The organism is Cobetia sp. 14N.309.X.WAT.E.A4, assembly GCF_030397495.1.
Classification (GTDB): domain Bacteria; phylum Pseudomonadota; class Gammaproteobacteria; order Pseudomonadales; family Halomonadaceae; genus Cobetia; species Cobetia marina.
In genome coordinates, this window is record NZ_JAPNXT010000002.1 from 457,851 (window position 1) to 475,590 (window position 17,740).

The window sequence follows — 17,740 nt, forward strand, 5'->3', positions numbered from 1 at the left end:
CGGGGTTATGATCGTTGGTATTTTTATAGCTGTTTTATTGGTTGGAGGGAATAGCCACGCAGCAGGCAATCACGATTGCCTGCTGCGACATTGGTCTGGATTACGCGTGCAGCAGCAGAGGAAGGGCGGGATCAGAAGAAGGCGTAGCGGATGCCAAGCCCCAGCAGCAGGGTGGTGAGCAGCCCCTGCAACAGGCTGCCGGGCATGTGACGCGTCAGGCGTGCGCCAAGGCTGATGGCAGGCAGGGAGCCGACCAGCAATGCGCCGAGCAGCAGGAAATCGACATTGCCCAGCCATAGATGCCCCAGGCCTGCGACCAGTGTCAGTGGCACGGCGTGGGCGATATCGGTGCCGACGATGCGTGCGGTGCTCAGAAGCGGGAACAGCATGATCAGCACGGCCGCCCCGAAGGCACCGGCGCCGACGGAGGACAGGGTGACGCATACGCCCAGCACGATGCCCGACAGCACGGTCAGCGGTGCCGCATGCCGCACGATGAAGCTTTCCGGACTGATCAGGCCCAACAGGCGTTTCTTGAACAGCAGCACGCCGGCGGTGAGGATCAACATCACGCCCAGCATGCCCTTGATCAGGCCTGCGTAGGCGGTGGGGTCCGTGAAGAAGGCATGCAGCACGCCGATGGTCACCAGCGCGGCGGGGATGGAGCCCAGGGCCAGACGACGGGTGATGGTCCAGTCCACATGCCCCTGGCGATGGTGCGCGAAGGCACCGCCGGCCTTGGTGATGGCGGCGTAAAGCAGATCGGTACCGACCGCGACATGCGGCGGAAAGCCGAACATCAATAGCAGCGGTGTCATCAGTGAGCCACCGCCCACGCCGGTGACACCGACCGCAAAGCCCACTCCGGCGCCTGCCAGTACGTATAGCAGCAGCTGTGTGACATCCATCCCTTGTCTACCCCTTGTCAGGTTACTGCCGTCAATCTACTCTTGACTGTATATTCCCGAAAGGAATCATTGTTCATGATTTTATCGCCCGATCATCTTAGCAGGGTGAACGGCCATGTCCGGGCCACTGTCGCGCTCTCCCGCGTCGACGGGGCTTCTCAGGAGAGTGAAGTCGCATGAAACTCCAGCAGTTGCGTTACATCTGGGAAGTGACCCGACACAATCTGAACGTGTCAGCGACCGCTCAGAGTCTCTATACCTCACAGCCGGGGATCTCCAAGCAGATTCGTCTGCTGGAGGATGAGCTGGGCGTCGAGATCTTCGCGCGCAGTGGCAAGCATCTGACGCGCGTGACGCCGGCGGGTGAGTCGATCGTCGAGCTGGCAAGCCAGGTGCTGCGTACGGTGGAGAACATCAAGCATGTCGCGCAGGAACACAGCGATGATCGCCGTGGCAGTCTGGCGATCGCCACCACCCACACCCAGGCACGCTATGCCCTGCCGCCGGTGATCGCCGATTTCACGCGCAAGTACCCGGATGTCGCGTTGCACATGCAGCAGGGCACCCCGAAGCAGATCGCCAACATGGTCAGTGAGGGGCAGGCCGATTTCGCCATCTGCACCGAGTCGCTGGAGCTGTTCAACGACCTCATCCTGCTGCCGTGCTACCGCTGGAATCGCTGCGTGCTGGTGCCGAAGGATCATCCGCTGGCCAATGGCGAGGAGCTGACCCTCGAGACACTGGCCAGCTATGCGCTGGTCACCTACACCTATGGCTTCACCGGGCGCAGCCAGCTGGATGATGCCTTCAAGTCACATGGCCTGGCGCCCAATGTCGTGCTGACCGCCTCGGATGCCGATGTCATCAAGACCTATGTGCGCCTGGGCATGGGCATCGGCATCGTCGCGCACATGGCGGTGGACGAGGTGGCGGACGAGGACCTGGTGGCACTGGATGCGACGCATCTCTTCGACAGCTCGACGACCAAGATCGGCATTCGTCGCGGCACCTTCATGCGCAGCTACATGTTCGAGTTCGTCGAACGCTTCGCGCCGCACCTGACACGCGATCGTGTCGAGGCGGCACTGGCCGCCGGCCCGCGTCATGAGCACGAGATTTTCCACGATATCGAGCTGCCGGTGCGCTGAGTGCCGGTGGGCTGAGTGCCGCTCGCCTGATCTGCCATTGCGCAAATGAAAACGCCCGCCTCCTGAGAGGCGGGCGTTTTGCGTGTGGCCGACAGTATCAGTGCGCCAGGTGCAGGCCACACTCACGGTTGTCTTCCGCCTTGGTCGGGTCGACGTAGTCGAACTCGTTGGGCAGGTCGTGGGCGACCAGATACTCGTGCATCTGCTTGGAGGACCAGTGGAGCACCGGTGCGACCTTGATCAGGCCATCGCCGTTCAGCGAGACCGGCTGCATGCCGGCACGGAAGGCGGTGTCACTGGCGCGCACGGCGGTGAACCACATCTCGGGGTTCAGCTCACGCAGGGCACGCTCGAAGGGCTCGAGCTTCACTTCACGGGTGAAGGCCTCGTGGCGCGGGTCATCGATATGCGGCGTGAGGCCATCGACGGCTTCACGGTGCGCGCGGGTACGCTGCGGCAGATAGATGATGCGATTCAGATTCAGCTTGCGCGTCACCTCATCGGCGAAACGATAGGTGGCATCGGTGTTGTAGCCGTTGTCCATCCACACGATGGGGATGTCAGGACGGAAGCGCGTCACCATGTGCAGGATCACCGCCTCGAAGGGGCGGAAGTTGGTGGTGCAGATGGCGTGCTTGTCCAGCGACAGGGCCCAGCGAGTCAGGGCTTCGGGGTCGTTGCCGAATTCGGCATTGATGCGGGCGAGATCGAAGGTATCGGACATGAGAAGTCTCCAGAACGAGGGCACGTCCGATGGAGCGGGGCGCAGGGCTGATCAATGGCCAGGAAAGGCCATCAGCAGAGGCGGGTAGCGCTCAAGGAGACGTGCAGGAATGCGCCTACCCTATCAAAGGCGGGCACTGCTTCCCCAATACGAATTCGTTCGATCGTTATATGCCATCGAGTTATGGCGCTCATGACGCTTTATAACGCCACCTGTCAGCCGAGCGCTTCCATCAGTCGCTGGATCTTGGCCAGGCTTTCGCGGTATTCGGCCTCTTCCTCGGAATCGGCGACCAGGCCGCCGCCGCCCCACAGGTGCACCTGGCCCTCGGCGATCACCGCCGTGCGGATCGCGATGGAGGTATCCATGTGCCCGCGGATATCCAGGTAGCCGAGGCTGCCGCAATAGGCGCTGCGGCGAACCGGCTCCAGCTCCTCGATGATCTGCATGGCGCGTATCTTGGGCGCGCCGGTGATGGAGCCACCGGGGAAGGCGGCGCCGAGCAGATCCAGCGCATCGCGCCCTTCCTCCAACGTGCTGGTGATGGTGCTGACGGAATGGTGCACGTTGGCGTAGCTCTCCAACGCGCACAGCGATGGCACCTTGACGCTGCCGGGCGCGGATACACGCCCCAGATCATTGCGCAGCAGGTCGACGATCATCACGTTCTCGGCGCGGTCCTTGGGACTGGCCAGCAGCTCGGCGGCCAGTCGGGCGTCCTCTTCCGGTGTCGCGCCACGTGCGCGGGTGCCCTTGATCGGCTTGGTCTCGACCGCGCGGTGATTGACCTCGACGAAGCGCTCCGGCGAGACGGAGACGATGGCCATCTCCTCGCCCTTGGCGTCCTGCCAGCTCAGATAACCCGCATAGGGCGTCGGCGTGGCCTGACGCAGGCGCAGGTAGGCATCCCAGCTGTCGCCACTGCAGTCGGCGGAGAAGCGCTGGGTCAGGTTGATCTGGTAGCAGTCACCAGCGTGCAGATACTCCATCACCTGACGGAAGCGTTCGCCGTAGCCCGCGCGATCCAGCAGCGGCGAGAAGGGGGTGTCGAGGGCGAAGTCGGCGCGGCTCGGTGCCGGTTGCTCCAGCCACTCAAGCACCTGCCTGCGCCGTTGGGGCGAGGCGATCAGCCAGCTCTGCTGACGCTGATGATCACTGATCAATGCCCAGTCGTAGAGACCGAGGCGTGACCAGGGCAGGGCGATGTCGTCCTGTGCCTGGACGGGCAGATTCTCCAGCGCGCGGCCGAAGTCATAGCTCCAGTAACCCAGCAGGCCGGCGATGAACGGCAGGTCCTCGGCGCTCAGATCATGCTGGGCGAGCTCTTCGCCTGCCAGCGTCTGCGGCAGCAGGGTCAACAGCTGGCGCTGGGCCTCGATCACCGGCAGGCGGGCGAGGCGCTCCAATGCTTCACTGAACTGGCTCAGGTCACGCATCGACTCCGGCAGTGGGCCGGTGAGCTTGCCGCCATGCGCGCCTTGCTCCAGCACGGCCAGCGGGTCGCTGCTGATGATGTCGAAGCGACCGCCGGCCAGTGAAGGCTGGCCGCTGTCGAGCAGCACGGCGTCGGGGCGCGTACGCAGGCGTGCGAAGCGCGACAGTGTGGAGGCCTCGTCCTCGGCGGCGAGGGCGTAGGGCAGGGCGTTGATTTCGAGCGAGATGGTCATGACAGCTTCCGTTGGCGGACAGGGCATTCTAGGCATCCGAGGGCGTTTTGTCCGCCCATGCGTGCGATTCCGACAAGCCCCTGTCATCACTGGCTCTCATCGCTGTCTTGCCGTCAATGACTTGTCGTCGGCTCACTCGCTGATTAAGGTGCCTGCTTTCGCGCGCTTTACGCACTGTCTACAGCCCGCTCTTTTACATCGTCTGCCTTCATGTGTGCCTCGCGCTATCTGTGTCCTGCAGGTACAAGTCTGCGCGAGGCCCATGGCATGTCATCGGAGCCTCCCGCCATGCATCCCGATTTTGAACACGGCCAGCACCTGCTGGCTCGCCCTGATCAGACCCTCTTCTGGCAGCGTCTCAAGCGGCATGGCGCCCAGGGCGGGCGTCGATTGCTGATGCTGCACGGCGCGGGTGTGGCCGGCACGCTGACCTGGGCGCCGCTGGTCGGGCATCTCACGGCCCATGACGAGCTGATCATTCCTGACCTGCGCGGCATGGGGCAGACGGTGTCACCCGATGGTGGTGAACCTCCCTTCACCCTCGAGCAGGTGGTCGAGGATGTGATGGCCTTGATCGAGACGCAGCGCATCACGCATTTCGACCTGATCGGCTACAGCTTTGGCGGGCTGGTCGCCATGCGTCTTGTCCAGCGTCTGCGCGCCGAGCGCCCGGAGGTGAAGGTCGGCGACATCAGCCTGCTGGAACCGGCGCTGCTGGAGCGCGAATGCCACGCCACCATGATCCAGGTGCGCGATGGCTACGCCGAGGCGGCGCATGCGATGCGCGAGGCGGCAAGCCCCGAGGCGGGGATCACCGCGTTCCTCGACCTCATTTCCCCGCATCGCACGCGCAACCCGCGTGCCGAGCGCATGATGGTGGCGCGCCTGGCGCATCGTCATCTGGGCTTCGCCAATGCCCTGGACTGTGTCACGCATGCCGTGCGCGAGATTGACCGCGAGGCTCTGCTGGCTGACGTGCTGGCGGCAGGCGGCGAGGTACGCAGCATGGTCGGTGGCAAGAGCCCCACGACCCTGCGTGACTATCATGCGCTGCTGGCCGAACGTTATCCGGGCTGGCAATCGCTGGAAATCCCCGGCACCGATCATTCGCTGCCCTTCCAGAAACCCCGCCGTATCGGCGCGGAGCTCAGCTTCGGCTAAATCTGAAGGATTGTCGACAAGCCTGCCGATGAAAGGGCGAGTCCCCGAGAGTCGAACGCCCCGTCAGCTTGCGCTGGCGGGGCGTTTTTCGTGCCGTTCATCGTGCCTTGCCGTGCCGCCAGACGGTGCTGGCGGGTTGGCTTGCATGACGAGGTTCAGGGCAGTTCAACCTTGTTCTGACAGTAGTTTTTCCAGCAGGGTAGCCGTGTCTAACGCCAAAGGTGTAGAGGATTTGGCGGATTGCATCTTGACCCACACAGGCGCGCTGGCTAGTCTGGCATTCAGTGAATGATTGTCGACAATGGTGCTGAAAGTCCCTCGCCGCCATTGCCTTGCCTCTGTCCCTTGCCAGCCGGATTGCCTGACCGCCATGACCACCGATGCCTTTCACAATGCCACCACCGCTCGAAGCCTTGCGCGCGGCGCGACTGCCGAGCAGGCAGGTCACACCGCTTCCGCGACGGCAGCGACCCCCGAGGTGCGCACCCTGGCCGAGCGTGTCTTCCATCAATTGCAGGACGCCATCGTGCGTGGCGAGCTGGCACCGGGCAGCAAGATCACCGAGCCCGGCCTGGCTCAGGCCTACGGGATCTCGCGCGGACCGCTGCGCGAGGCCATGCGCCGCCTCGAGGTCCATCGTCTGATCGAGCGCGTGCCCCACGTCGGCGCGCGGGTGGTCAAGCTCTCGATGACCGAGCTGCTGGAGCTGTTCGATGTGCGTGAGGCACTGGAAAGCATGGCCGCCCGTCTGGCCGCACGCCACATGACACAGGAAGAGGTCGCGCGGCTGCGCAGCGTGCTCAAGACCCACGAACAGCAGTCGGACCTCAAGACCGGTACCGCCTACTTCCAGAAGGAAGGCGACCTCGATTTCCACTATCAGATCGTGCTCGGCAGCCACAACCACATGCTGATGACGATTCTCTGTGATGACCTCTATTACCTGGTGCGCATGTACCGCACCCAGTTCAGCGCCAGTGGATCACGCCCGCAGAAGGCCTTCGTCGAGCATCATCGCATCGTCGATGCCATCGAGTCCGGCGATGAGGAACTGGCGGAGTTGCTGATGCGCCGCCATGTCAGCGCCTCGCGGGAGAACGTCGCCCGCCGCTATGCCGCCACGCTCAAGCAGGAGCAGGGCGAAGAGTGAGCTGACGCACCGCTCACGACTTGAACCGACCGAACAATTCCAACCCCGTCATGGGCCCAGCCCGGGAGATGTCATGTCACGCCATCTGAGTTCCACCGCCCTGCCAAGCCCCGGTGCCCGCTTCCGCGCGGCGCTGGAGGCCAATCGTCCGCTGCCCATCGTCGGCACCATCAATGCCTACACCGCCATCATGGCCGAGCGCGTCGGGCATCAGGCGATCTACCTGTCCGGTGGCGGCGTGGCCAACGCCTCCTACGGTCTGCCGGATCTGGGCATGACCAGCATGAATGACGTGCTGGAAGATGCGCGTCGCATCACCGCCGCCAGCGAGCTTCCGCTGCTGGTGGACATCGATACCGGCTGGGGTGGCGCCTTCAACATCGCGCGCACCATTCAGGAGATGGAGCGTGCCGGCGTGGCTGCCGTGCACCTGGAGGACCAGGTCGCCCAGAAGCGTTGTGGACACCGTCCCAACAAGGCCATCGTCTCCAGCCAGGAGATGGTCGATCGCATCAAGGCCGCTGCCGATGCGCGTCGTGATGACAGCTTCTATCTGATCGCGCGCACCGATGCCTTCCAGAAGGAAGGGCTCGAAGCCGCCGTCGCACGTGCCAACGCCTGTGTCGAAGCCGGTGCCGACGCCATCTTCGCCGAGGCGGTGCATACCCTCGAGGACTACCGTGCCTTCTGTGAGGGCGTTGACGCGCCGATCCTGGCCAACATCACCGAATTCGGCGCCACGCCGCTGTTCAACCAGCGCGAGCTGGGCGATGTCGGCTGCCGGATGGTGCTCTATCCGCTGTCTGCCTTCCGCGCCATGAACGCCGCCGCCCTCAAGGTCTACCAGAACATCCACGACAAGGGTGATCAGAAGGATGTCGTCGACGACATGCAGACCCGCATGGAGCTCTACGACTTCCTCGATTACCACACCTTCGAGCAGAAGCTGGACACCCTGTTCGAGGCCGAAAGCCGCAAGGATTGATGCCAGACGCTCGAGACGGACGCCATGTCTCGCCTCTGGAGGTCATCGGCTTCACGGGCCGGCACTCTCGGCCCGACCGTTTCTCCCTCGCTGGCAGACGCCTGGCCGGCGAGGGGCTTGACGCTTTATGCCCTACAAGAAAAAGAACAACTCAATGACGTCACTGCCAAGGAGATCACGCCATGTCAGATACCATCGCCAACCCGACCACCGCTACTTCGAGCACCAGCGCCCCCAGTGGTCTACGCGGCCAGAGTGCCGGTGAGACGGCGCTGTGCACCGTCGGCAAGTCCGGTTCCGGTCTGCGCTATCGCGGTTACGACCTGGAAGACCTCGCCAGTCACGCAGCCTTCGAGGAAGTTGCCTATCTGCTTCTCAAGGGCAAGTTGCCCAATCAGGCGGAGCTGGATGCCTACATTGCGCGCCTCAAGGGGTTGCGGGGTCTGCCGGACGCCTTGAAGGCGGTGCTTGAGCAGATTCCGGCCAGCGCTCACCCGATGGACGTGATGCGTACCGGGTGTTCGATGCTCGGCAATCTGGAGACCGAAGAGAGCTTCGAGGAGCAGTCCGATCAGGCCGACCGCATGCTGGCCGTGTTCCCGTCGATCATCAATTACTGGTATCGCTTCAGTCATGATGGCGTGCGCATCGACACCGAGACCGATGACGACTCCATCGGCGCGCACTTCCTGCACCTATTGCATGGCGAAGCCCCCAGCGAGTTGCATGCTGCGGTGATGAATACCTCGCTGATCCTCTATGCCGAACACGAATTCAATGCCTCGACCTTCACCGCACGTGTCTGCGCCTCGACGCTGTCTGACCTGCACTCCTGCGTGACGGCAGCCATCGGCTCGCTGCGCGGACCGCTGCATGGCGGTGCCAACGAGGCGGCGATGGCGATGATCGAGCACTGGCGCTCACCGGAGGAGGCCGAGCGCGAGATTCTCGGCATGCTGGAACGCCGCGAGAAGATCATGGGCTTCGGCCACGCCATCTACCGTGAGCGTGACCCGCGCAATGCCATCATCAAGGAGTGGTCTCGCAAGCTGGCGGACGATGTGGGCGATACGCAGCTCTACGCCGTCTCCGAGCGCGTCGAAGCCGTGATGTGGCGCGAGAAGAAGCTGTTCTGCAACGCCGACTTCTTCCACGCCAGCGCCTATCACTTCATGGGCATTCCCACCAAGCTGTTCACGCCGATCTTCGTCTGTTCACGCCTGACCGGCTGGGCGGCACATGTCTTCGAGCAACGCGCCAACAATCGCATCATCCGCCCGAGCGCCGATTACACTGGCCCGGAGCACTGCGACTGGCTGCCCATCGAGCAGCGCGACTGACCCTTTCCTCGGCCAGTCAGCGTGCTGGCCGATCGTTTTCCTGATCGCCTGATGAGTCCGGATGCCCATGAATACCGAGTATCGCAAACCCCTGCCTGGCACGGCGTCACCGGGTACCCCGGTCGACTACTTCGATGCGCGTGCCGCCGTGGAAGACATCGCCCCCGGCGCCTACGCCGGTCTGCCCTATACCTCACGCGTACTGGCCGAGAACCTGGTGCGCCGCTGCCCGCCGGATCAGCTGCGTGACAGCCTCGTGCAATTGATCGAGCGTCGGCGTGATCTCGATTTCCCGTGGTACCCCGCGCGCGTCGTGTGTCATGACATCCTCGGTCAGACCGCGCTGGTGGATCTGGCTGGCCTGCGTGATGCCATCGCCGAGCGCGGCGGAGACCCGGCCAAGGTCAATCCGGTGGTGCCGACCCAGTTGATCGTCGACCACTCGCTGGCGGTGGAGCACGCCGGCTTCGACAAGGACGCCTTCGCCAAGAACCGCGCCATCGAGGAGCGTCGCAACGAGGACCGCTTCCACTTCATCGACTGGACCCGTCAGGCCTTCGAGAACATCGACGTGATCCCACCGGGCAACGGCATCATGCACCAGATCAATCTGGAGCGGATGTCGCCGGTGATCGAGTCGCGCGCCGATGAAAAGGGCCATCAAGTCGCCTTCCCGGATACCCTGGTGGGCACCGACAGCCACACGCCACATGTCGATGCGTTGGGCGTGATCGCCGTCGGCGTCGGTGGGCTGGAGGCCGAGAGCGTGATGCTGGGGCGTGCCTCCTACATGCGCCTGCCCGACATCATCGGCGTGCGCCTCACCGGGCGCCCGCAGCCGGGCATCACCGCCACTGATATCGTGCTGGCGTTGACCGAATTCCTGCGCGCCGAGAAGGTCGTCTCCTCCTATCTGGAATTCTTCGGCGAAGGCGCGGCCAGCCTGACGCTGGGTGATCGCGCCACCATCTCCAACATGACGCCGGAGTACGGCGCCACGGCGGCGATGTTCTACATCGACCAGCAGACGCTGGATTACCTGACCCTGACCGGCCGCGAGCCGGAGAACATCGCGCTGGTCGAGCGTTACGCACGCGAGACTGGCCTGTGGGCAGATGAGACCGGCCATATCGAGGGCGCGGTGGAATATGAGCGCGAGCTGATCTTCGATCTGTCCTCGGTGGTGCGCACCCTGGCGGGGCCCTCCAATCCGCACAGTCGCGTGCCGACCAGCGAGCTGGCCGCGCGCGGCATCTCCGGCGTGGTCGAGCATGAGCAGGACGAGGACGGGCGTGACCTGATGCCGGATGGCGCGGTGATCATCGCCGCCATCACCAGCTGCACCAATACTTCCAACCCGCGCAACGTCATCGCCGCAGGGTTGCTGGCTCGGCGCGCCAATGCGCTGGGACTGACGCGCAAGCCGTGGGTCAAGACCTCGCTGGCGCCGGGCTCCAAGGCGGTGCAGCTGTATCTGGAAGAAGCGGAACTGCTGCCGGAACTCGAGCAGCTCGGCTTCGGCATCGTCGGCTTCGCCTGCACCACCTGCAACGGCATGAGCGGTGCCCTGGACCCGGCGATCCAGCAGGAAATCATCGAGCGCGATCTCTATTCCACCGCGGTGCTGTCCGGCAATCGCAACTTCGATGGCCGTATCCACCCCTACGCCAAGCAGGCCTTCCTGGCCTCGCCGCCGCTGGTGGTCGCCTACGCCATCGCCGGCACCATCCGCTTCGATATCGAGAAGGACGTGCTGGGGCATGCGCCGGACGGCTCGCCGATCATGCTCAAGGACCTGTGGCCGAGCGACGAGGAGATCGACGCCATCGTCGGCTCCAGCGTCAAGCCGGACCACTTCCGTCAGGTCTATATCCCGATGTTCGAGGCCAGAGACGACCGCGATGCCTCCACCAGTCCCCTGTATGACTGGCGCGAGATGAGCACCTACATCCGTCGTCCGCCGTACTGGGAAGGCGGCCTGGCCAGCGCGCCGACGCTCACCGGCATGCGGGCACTGGCGGTGCTGGGGGACAACATCACCACCGATCACCTGTCGCCCTCCAATGCCATCATGGCCAGCAGTGCGGCGGGCGAGTATCTGGCCGCGATGGGCCTGCCGGAGGAGGACTTCAATTCCTACGCCACCCACCGTGGGGACCACCTCACTGCACAGCGGGCCACTTTCGCCAATCCCAAGCTGATCAATGAGATGGCGGTGGTGGAAGGGGCAGACGGCAAGCGCGAGGTCAAGCAGGGCTCGCTCACGCGTCTGGAGCCGGAAGGCAAGGTAGTGCGCATGTGGGAGGCCATCGAGACCTACATGCAGCGCAAGCAGCCCTTGATCATCATCGCGGGTGCGGATTACGGCCAGGGCTCGTCGCGTGACTGGGCGGCCAAGGGCGTGCGGCTGGCGGGGGTCGAGGCCATCGTCGCGGAAGGCTTCGAGCGTATCCACCGCACCAATCTGGTCGGCATGGGCGTGATGCCGTTGCAGTTCGCCGCCGGTACCACACGCAAGACGCTGGCGCTGGATGGCAGCGAGATCTACGCCGTCGAGGGCGAACCGGCCCCGGGGGCAGCGCTCACGCTGGTGATCGAGCGCACCGCCGGCGACAAGGCAGGCCAGGTCGAACGCGTGCCGGTCACCTGTCGCCTCGATACCCGTGAGGAGGTCTCCATCTACTCCGCGGGCGGTGTGCTGCAGCGCTTCGCTGAAGACTTCCTCAGCTCACAGGCACCGGGCGAGACGGCGGCGGAGGTATCGGCATGAGCCAGCAGGCACAGCTCAGGATTCCCGCCACCTATCTGCGTGGCGGCACCAGCAAGGGCGTGTTCTTCCTGCGCGATGAACTGCCGGAAGCGGCGCAGGTGCCGGGCCCGATGCGTGACGCCCTGTTGCTGCGCGTGATCGGCAGCCCCGACCCCTACGCCAAGCAGATCGACGGCATGGGGGGCGCGACCTCCAGCACCAGCAAGACGGTGATCATCAGTCGCAGCGAACAGCCGGATCATGACGTCGACTACCTGTTCGGCCAGGTCTCCATCGACTCGCCCTTCGTCGACTGGAGCGGCAACTGCGGCAACCTCTCGGCGGCGGTCGGGCCCTTCGCCATCGAGAAGGGCCTGGTGCCGGCCGAGCGCCTGCCGCGTGACGGCATCGCCGAGGTGCGCATCTGGCAGGCCAACATCGCCAAGACCATCATCGCGCGCGTGCCGATGTGCGAAGGGCGCGTCCAGGAAACCGGCGACTTCGCCCTGGATGGCGTGACCTTCCCGGCCGCCGAAGTGGCGGTCGCCTTCCGCGATCCCGCCGCGGGTGAGGGCAGCATGTTCCCCACCGGCAATGTGGTCGATGCGCTGGAGGTGCCGGAATCGGTGGCCGCTGGCGGGCAGATCCAGGCGACCCTGATCAACGCCGGCATCCCGACCATCTTCGTCAATGCCCGCGACCTCGGCTATCAGGGCACCGAGCTGCAGGAGGCGATCAACTCGGACGCCGAGGCGCTTGCGCGCCTCGAGACATTGCGCGCCCACGGCGCACTGCGCATGGGACTGATCAAGGATCTCGCTGAGGCGGCCACGCGCCAACACACCCCCAAGGTCGCCTTCGTGGCGCCGCCGGTGGATCACGTCGTCTCCAGTGGTCGCGAGATCAAGGCAGGCGAGATCGACGTACTGATTCGCGCCGTGTCGATGGGCAAGCTGCACCACGCCATGATGGGCACCGCGGCTGTCGCCATTGCCGCGGCGGCTGCGGTACCCGGCACGCTGGTCAATCTTGCCGCCGGTGGCGGAGCCGATGCTGAGTCTGGGGCCGGGCAGGCTGGCGCGGCGCGTGACTCGGTGTGCTTCGGACATCCTTCCGGCACGCTCAGGGTCGGCGCGAGTGCCCACCGGCAGACAGAGGCAGGCCAGGTCAGTGATGGCCAGCAAGGCGAGGGCGAGTGGACCGTCAGTGAAGCCGTGATGAGTCGCAGCGCGCGTATCCTGATGGAAGGCTGGGTGCGGGTGCCGGCGGAGACCTTGATGCGCTAGCGCCGGCATTGGCAGGCGATGGTCTACTGTCAATATATCCCTCTTGATATCCCTCCTGCGGCATCTCGATGAAAGCCGGCCTGGCATGCATGTGCAGAGGGCCGGCTTTCGCGTCTCTGTGGTATGTGTGCAGGTAGTGGGGGGAAGTACAGGTGTGACGGGAGTCGCATGCGGGCAAAGACGATCCACGACAGGAGGTCATGTATGAGCACGCCATCCTCTGATCAGGCGGGCGCAAGCTGCCTCAGCGCCAATCAGGCCAGCGCCAATCAGCGCCCGTACTATGACCCGGAGCTTCAGCAGATCGCCGACTATGTGCTGGGGTATTGCGACGCCCCCCCTGTCGCGAATGCGGATGCGGATTCGAATGTGGACGGTCTGGCCGGCAAGCACGAGCGCTCAGGTCCCTCGGCAGAGGCGATGGACACCGCTCGTCTGTGTCTGATGGATACTCTCGGCTGCGGCATCCTGGCGCTGCGCTTCCCGGAATGCACCAAGCATCTCGGGCCGCTGGTGGCCGAGACGCTGGTGCCGCATGGCGCGCGCGTGCCCGGCACCTCCTTCAGTCTCGATCCCGTCAAGGCGGCATGGGACATCGGCTGCACCATCCGCTGGCTGGATTACAACGACACCTGGCTGGCGGCGGAGTGGGGGCATCCCTCGGACAATCTCGGCGGCATTCTGGCGGTGGCGGACCATCTCTCGCGCCAGCGTGTTGCGCTGGGCAAGCCGCCCCTGGTGATGCGCGATGTGCTGGAGAGCATGGTGATGGCGCACGAGATCCAGGGTGTGCTGGCGCTGGACAACAGCTTCAACCGCGTCGGTCTCGACCATGTCATGCTGGTCAAGGTGGCGACCACCGCGGTGACGGCGCGCTTGATGGGGGCGAATCGCGAGCAGTTGCTGTCGGCGCTGTCGCACGCCTTCGTCGATGGCCAGAGCCTGCGCACCTATCGGCATGCGCCCAACGCGGGCTCGCGCAAGAGCTGGGCGGCGGGAGACGCCACCTCACGCGGCGTGCGGCTGGCGGACATCGCCCTGCGTGGCGAGATGGGCGTCCCCGGTGCCCTCAGTGCGCCGCAGTGGGGCTTCAATGATGTCTCCTTCAGTCACGGCAACCGCGATCTCGCCCTCAAGCCTGAAGGCGAGCGACGTCTGACGCTGGCGCGCCCTCTGGACAGCCATGTGATGGAGAACGTGCTCTTCAAGGTCTCCTTCCCGGCCGAATTCCATGCCCAGACCGCCGCAGAGGCCGCCATCCAGCTCCATCCTGAGGTGCGCGGCCGGATCGAGGAGATCGAGCGCATCGAGATCACCACCCACGAATCGGCGATCCGCATCATCTCCAAGCAGGGCGCGCTCGCCAATGCGGCGGACCGCGATCACTGCCTGCAATACATGGTCGCGGTGCCGCTGATCTTCGGGGAGTTGAACGCGGATCACTATGAAGATGGCTTCCATGCCGCTCACCCGGAGATCGACCGGCTGCGTGACAGGATGATCGTCAAGGAAGAGGCGCGCTTCACCCGCGAGTATCTGGAAGCCGACAAGCGCTCGATCGCCAATGCCCTGCGGGTAATCTTTTGCGATGGTACTGCCACCGAGCAGGTGACGGTGGAATACCCGCTGGGACATCGCCGGCGGCGTGAAGAGTCGCTCGCCCCGCTCGAGGACAAGTGTCGGGCCAATCTGGCCACCTGCTTCCCGCCCTCGCGTTGCGACACCTTGATGGCGTTGCTGGCCGATCGCGAGCGACTCGAGGCACTGCCGGTGCACGAGTTCATGGCGCATTGGGTGCCGTGAGGTTGCCGGCCGCATGATGCCCCGTTGGCAATCAGTCATCCAATTGACTGGTGCCGTCATCCGGTATGGGTAAACTGGAAGCGGATTGCACAGGAAGAGCGACAGGGGCGCTTGCAAAGACTCGCCGGAGAGCGGGACAACGCCTGCCGGGCCTTCATTGCAAAGGCATCATCACAAGGGACTCATCATGAAAACATTTCTGCTGCTGGGCGCCATCGCGCTGATCGTCATCTACGTGATCTCGATCTACAACAAGCTGGTCAGCCTCAAGGCGCGCTTCGAGAATGCCTTCGCGCAGATAGAGGTACAGCTCAAGCGGCGCTACGACCTGATTCCCAATCTGGTCGAGACGGCCAAGGGCTATCTGAGCCATGAGCGTGGCACTCTGGAAGAAGTGATCAATGCCCGCAACAAGGCGATGACCGCCTTGAATGCCGCAGCGGCGCACCCCGGCAGCATGGACAAGCTGGCCAGTCTGGCCGGCGCCGAGCAGGGGCTGGCGGCGAGTCTGGGCAAGCTGGATGTGGTAGTCGAGGCCTATCCAGAGCTCAAGGCCGACCAGACCATGAGCGACCTGATGGAAGAGCTGACCGCCACCGAGAACCGCGTCGCCTTCGCGCGTCAGGCCTACAACGATGCCGTCACCGATTACAACGTCTATCGCCAGAGCTTCCCGCAGGTGATGTTCGCACCGACCTTCGGTCATCGCAGTGATGCAGGCCTGTTGGCCTTCGATGACAGCGTGAAGATTCGTCAGGCCCCCGATGTCAGCTTCTCATGAGCCGACCGACGGATGCTTCTCTCGCAGCGGTCTTGAGCTGTGATCCTGACAGGATAGATGGCGAGCGCGAATGAATTTCTATCACGAGCAGGACAGTGCGCGTCGTCGAACGCGGCTATTGCTGCTGGCCTTCACGGCCATGTCGCTGGTGGTGTCTCTTGCCGCCGGCGCCGTGGTGCATGTCGCGATCAGCAGTTTCCTGGGGCGTCCGGCCACCACGACGTTTGAATATGTCTGGCCGGTGGCGAGCATCATCTTCCTGTGCAATTCACTGGTCGCGGCGCGTGAGCTGCGGCGTCTGCAGCAGGGCGGTGCGATGGTGGCGGCACGCCTGGGTGGCAAGCTGGTGGATGTCGAGACGCAGGACTCGAGCGAGCGGCGGGCACTGAATGTGGTGGAAGAGATGGCGATCGCCGCCAACCTGCCCACGCCGCAGCTGTTCCTGCTGCCGCATGAGGCGATGATCAATGCTTTCGCGGCGGGCTATCGGCCACAGGATGCGGTGATCGCGCTGAGTCGCGGGGCGTTGGAGCAGCTGGATCGCAACGAGCTGCAGGGCGTGGTCGCTCACGAGTTCGCCCATATCGCCAATGGCGATATTCGTCTCAACCTGCGTCTGGCGAGTGCAGTCCACGGCCTGGTGTTTCTCTCCGAGGCGGGGCGCTTCCTGATGGGGGCAGGGCGCATCGGCTTCGTGTTGGGCAGGGCGCGCTCCTCCGGTTCCGACAGGAAAGGCGGCATGCCACAGCTGATGCTGGTGGGTGTGGCGCTGTGGTTGCTCGGCAGTCTCGGCGGGCTGGGAGGGCGGCTATTGCAGCGCGGGGTCGCGCGCTCACGCGAATATCTCGCCGATGCCAGTGCGGTGCGCCTGACCCGCTTCCCGGATGGCATCGCGTCTGCGCTCAAACGGATTGGCGGCATGGGATGGCGGGGCCGCATTCAGCATCCACGCGCCATGACCTACAACCATCTCTTCTTCGTCGAAGCGCGCCCGCCATGGCTGACAGGCTGGTTCGACTCGCATCCTCCGCTGGATGAACGCATCAAGCGCCTGGAACCTCGCTGGGACCGGCAGTATCTGAGTGCGCGCCAGCAGCCGGTGCATACCTTCGAGCAGCAGGGCCCCATCGGGGCAGACGTGCTTGGCGGGGTCATGGCGGGTATCGCCGGCGCGGCGGTCATGGGGGAGCTCTCGCGCTCACGAGGAGAACTCGAGAGCCTGACGCTGTCGAGGTTTCTCTGTCCGCAGCTGGTGGTGGCGATGATCGCCCCCTCGGAGCTGACCACGCGTGGTGTCTGGCTCACCGAGCTTGAGCGTCAGCATGACTGGCTGGACGGCAAGCGGGCGCGTGAGGCACGGCGCAGGCTCGAGTCCTTGCCGCGGGTCGAGTGGATCCCCTTGCTCAACCGGTTGATACCGCGCTGGCGGGAAGCGGATGAGCGCGCGCATCGCATGCTCAAGGCGCAGACACCTCCGCAGGACATGTTCGTCTGGTGTCTATGGCAGCTGCTGCTGGAATCACTGGATCCGCGGATCGATCGCAAGAGCGACTCGCTGGCCCTGCAGCAATGCCAGCCGGCCTGTCAGCACTGGCTCGTGCTGATGGTTGGACTCATCGACGATGAAGCACTGCGCAAGGACATCTTCCTGGACGCCAGTGCGGAACTTGGTCTGGCGTTGGAGTATCCGCAGTCGCAGACGGGGGGGGATAACCCTGCGCTGCGCTGCCGTCATCTCACGCATCTGGCGCACCTGCGTCCCATGGACAAGCAACGCTGGTTCGCGGCGCTTGCTCAGATAGTGCATGCCGATCAGACACTGGCCGATGAAGAGGTGGCCTTGCTGACACTCTTGGCGCGCGTCATGCAGCTGCCGGAAGCACGCCTGGAAGCCGCTCTCGAGACGCAGTCGCAGTCTCGTGGCGGATGGCGGGCGCAGCCGGTATCCCGGCCGGCGGAAGGATGACGCCTTGAGTGGCCACGTCCGTGACAGCGTGATGACAATCTCTTGAAAAAGCCCTTGTGCTCAGCCCGGATC

Annotated in this window: 13 protein-coding genes; 10 read left to right on the forward strand and 3 right to left on the reverse strand. The window is 64.4% G+C overall.

Annotated features, from left to right (window positions below):
- Positions 1–131: 131 nt before the first annotated feature.
- Positions 132–908 (reverse strand): sulfite exporter TauE/SafE family protein, encoded by a 777-nt coding sequence (locus tag OW493_RS05215; protein WP_077379302.1) that lies wholly within the window; start codon positions 906–908, stop codon positions 132–134.
- A 176-nt stretch (positions 909–1,084) separates the two neighbouring features.
- Here OW493_RS05215 and cysB point away from each other — a divergent pair, with 176 nt between their 5' ends.
- Entirely contained in the window at positions 1,085–2,056 is a 972-nt protein-coding gene (cysB, locus tag OW493_RS05220; protein ID WP_077379304.1) for an HTH-type transcriptional regulator CysB, read from the forward strand.
- Positions 2,057–2,153: 97 nt separating this feature from the next.
- Here the strand turns inward: cysB and OW493_RS05225 are convergent, their stop codons facing one another.
- Positions 2,154–2,780, reverse strand: coding sequence for a phosphoadenosine phosphosulfate reductase family protein (locus OW493_RS05225; protein ID WP_077379306.1), 627 nt, complete (start codon positions 2,778–2,780; stop codon positions 2,154–2,156).
- A gap of 215 nt (positions 2,781–2,995) precedes the next feature.
- Positions 2,996–4,447, reverse strand: coding sequence for an aminodeoxychorismate synthase component I (gene pabB, locus OW493_RS05230; RefSeq protein ID WP_289863443.1), 1,452 nt, complete (start codon positions 4,445–4,447; stop codon positions 2,996–2,998).
- 288 nt (positions 4,448–4,735) lie between these two features.
- Between pabB and OW493_RS05235 the strand changes: the two genes are divergently transcribed.
- The 9 genes from OW493_RS05235 to OW493_RS05275 all read left to right on the forward strand — a co-directional run bounded on the left by OW493_RS05235 (position 4,736) and on the right by OW493_RS05275 (position 17,668).
- Complete coding sequence (locus tag OW493_RS05235; protein WP_289863444.1) at positions 4,736–5,608, forward strand: alpha/beta hydrolase; 873 nt, start codon at positions 4,736–4,738, stop codon at positions 5,606–5,608.
- A 370-nt stretch (positions 5,609–5,978) separates the two neighbouring features.
- The gene (locus OW493_RS05240; protein ID WP_084209281.1) at positions 5,979–6,758 is read left to right on the forward strand and encodes a GntR family transcriptional regulator; all 780 of its coding nucleotides are present in this window, start codon (positions 5,979–5,981) and stop codon (positions 6,756–6,758) included.
- Positions 6,759–6,831: 73 nt separating this feature from the next.
- The gene (gene prpB / locus OW493_RS05245; RefSeq protein WP_077379313.1) at positions 6,832–7,743 is read left to right on the forward strand and encodes a methylisocitrate lyase; all 912 of its coding nucleotides are present in this window, start codon (positions 6,832–6,834) and stop codon (positions 7,741–7,743) included.
- 182 nt (positions 7,744–7,925) lie between these two features.
- Complete coding sequence (gene prpC / locus OW493_RS05250) at positions 7,926–9,083, forward strand: 2-methylcitrate synthase (RefSeq protein WP_077379315.1); 1,158 nt, start codon at positions 7,926–7,928, stop codon at positions 9,081–9,083.
- 67 nt (positions 9,084–9,150) lie between these two features.
- The gene (gene acnD / locus OW493_RS05255; protein ID WP_289863470.1) at positions 9,151–11,853 is read left to right on the forward strand and encodes a Fe/S-dependent 2-methylisocitrate dehydratase AcnD; all 2,703 of its coding nucleotides are present in this window, start codon (positions 9,151–9,153) and stop codon (positions 11,851–11,853) included.
- Positions 11,850–13,118, forward strand: coding sequence for a 2-methylaconitate cis-trans isomerase PrpF (gene prpF / locus OW493_RS05260; RefSeq protein WP_289863447.1), 1,269 nt, complete (start codon positions 11,850–11,852; stop codon positions 13,116–13,118). The genes acnD and prpF overlap by 4 nt, the downstream gene beginning before the upstream one ends.
- A gap of 204 nt (positions 13,119–13,322) precedes the next feature.
- Positions 13,323–14,921, forward strand: a complete 1,599-nt coding sequence (locus OW493_RS05265) for a bifunctional 2-methylcitrate dehydratase/aconitate hydratase (protein WP_289863449.1) — start codon at positions 13,323–13,325, stop codon at positions 14,919–14,921.
- Between the two features lie 187 nt (positions 14,922–15,108).
- Positions 15,109–15,702: a LemA family protein gene (locus tag OW493_RS05270; protein ID WP_289863451.1), complete on the forward strand. Its 594-nt coding sequence runs from the start codon at positions 15,109–15,111 to the stop codon at positions 15,700–15,702.
- A gap of 70 nt (positions 15,703–15,772) precedes the next feature.
- Entirely contained in the window at positions 15,773–17,668 is a 1,896-nt protein-coding gene (locus OW493_RS05275; RefSeq protein WP_289863452.1) for a M48 family metallopeptidase, read from the forward strand.
- The last annotated feature ends 72 nt before the right edge of the window (positions 17,669–17,740 follow it).

Excerpts from the sequence above, each read along its gene's own strand:
- OW493_RS05215 (WP_077379302.1), bottom strand. The coding sequence starts at position 908 with ATGGATGTCACACAGCTGCTGCTATACGTACTGGCAGGCGCCGGAGTG.
- cysB (WP_077379304.1), top strand. The coding sequence starts at position 1,085 with ATGAAACTCCAGCAGTTGCGTTACATCTGGGAAGTGACCCGACACAAT.
- OW493_RS05225 (WP_077379306.1), bottom strand. The coding sequence starts at position 2,780 with ATGTCCGATACCTTCGATCTCGCCCGCATCAATGCCGAATTCGGCAAC.
- pabB (WP_289863443.1), bottom strand. The coding sequence starts at position 4,447 with ATGACCATCTCGCTCGAAATCAACGCCCTGCCCTACGCCCTCGCCGCC.
- OW493_RS05235 (WP_289863444.1), top strand. The coding sequence starts at position 4,736 with ATGCATCCCGATTTTGAACACGGCCAGCACCTGCTGGCTCGCCCTGAT.
- OW493_RS05240 (WP_084209281.1), top strand. The coding sequence starts at position 5,979 with ATGACCACCGATGCCTTTCACAATGCCACCACCGCTCGAAGCCTTGCG.
- prpB (WP_077379313.1), top strand. The coding sequence starts at position 6,832 with ATGTCACGCCATCTGAGTTCCACCGCCCTGCCAAGCCCCGGTGCCCGC.
- prpC (WP_077379315.1), top strand. The coding sequence starts at position 7,926 with ATGTCAGATACCATCGCCAACCCGACCACCGCTACTTCGAGCACCAGC.
- acnD (WP_289863470.1), top strand. The coding sequence starts at position 9,151 with ATGAATACCGAGTATCGCAAACCCCTGCCTGGCACGGCGTCACCGGGT.
- prpF (WP_289863447.1), top strand. The coding sequence starts at position 11,850 with ATGAGCCAGCAGGCACAGCTCAGGATTCCCGCCACCTATCTGCGTGGC.
- OW493_RS05265 (WP_289863449.1), top strand. The coding sequence starts at position 13,323 with ATGAGCACGCCATCCTCTGATCAGGCGGGCGCAAGCTGCCTCAGCGCC.
- OW493_RS05270 (WP_289863451.1), top strand. The coding sequence starts at position 15,109 with ATGAAAACATTTCTGCTGCTGGGCGCCATCGCGCTGATCGTCATCTAC.
- OW493_RS05275 (WP_289863452.1), top strand. The coding sequence starts at position 15,773 with ATGAATTTCTATCACGAGCAGGACAGTGCGCGTCGTCGAACGCGGCTA.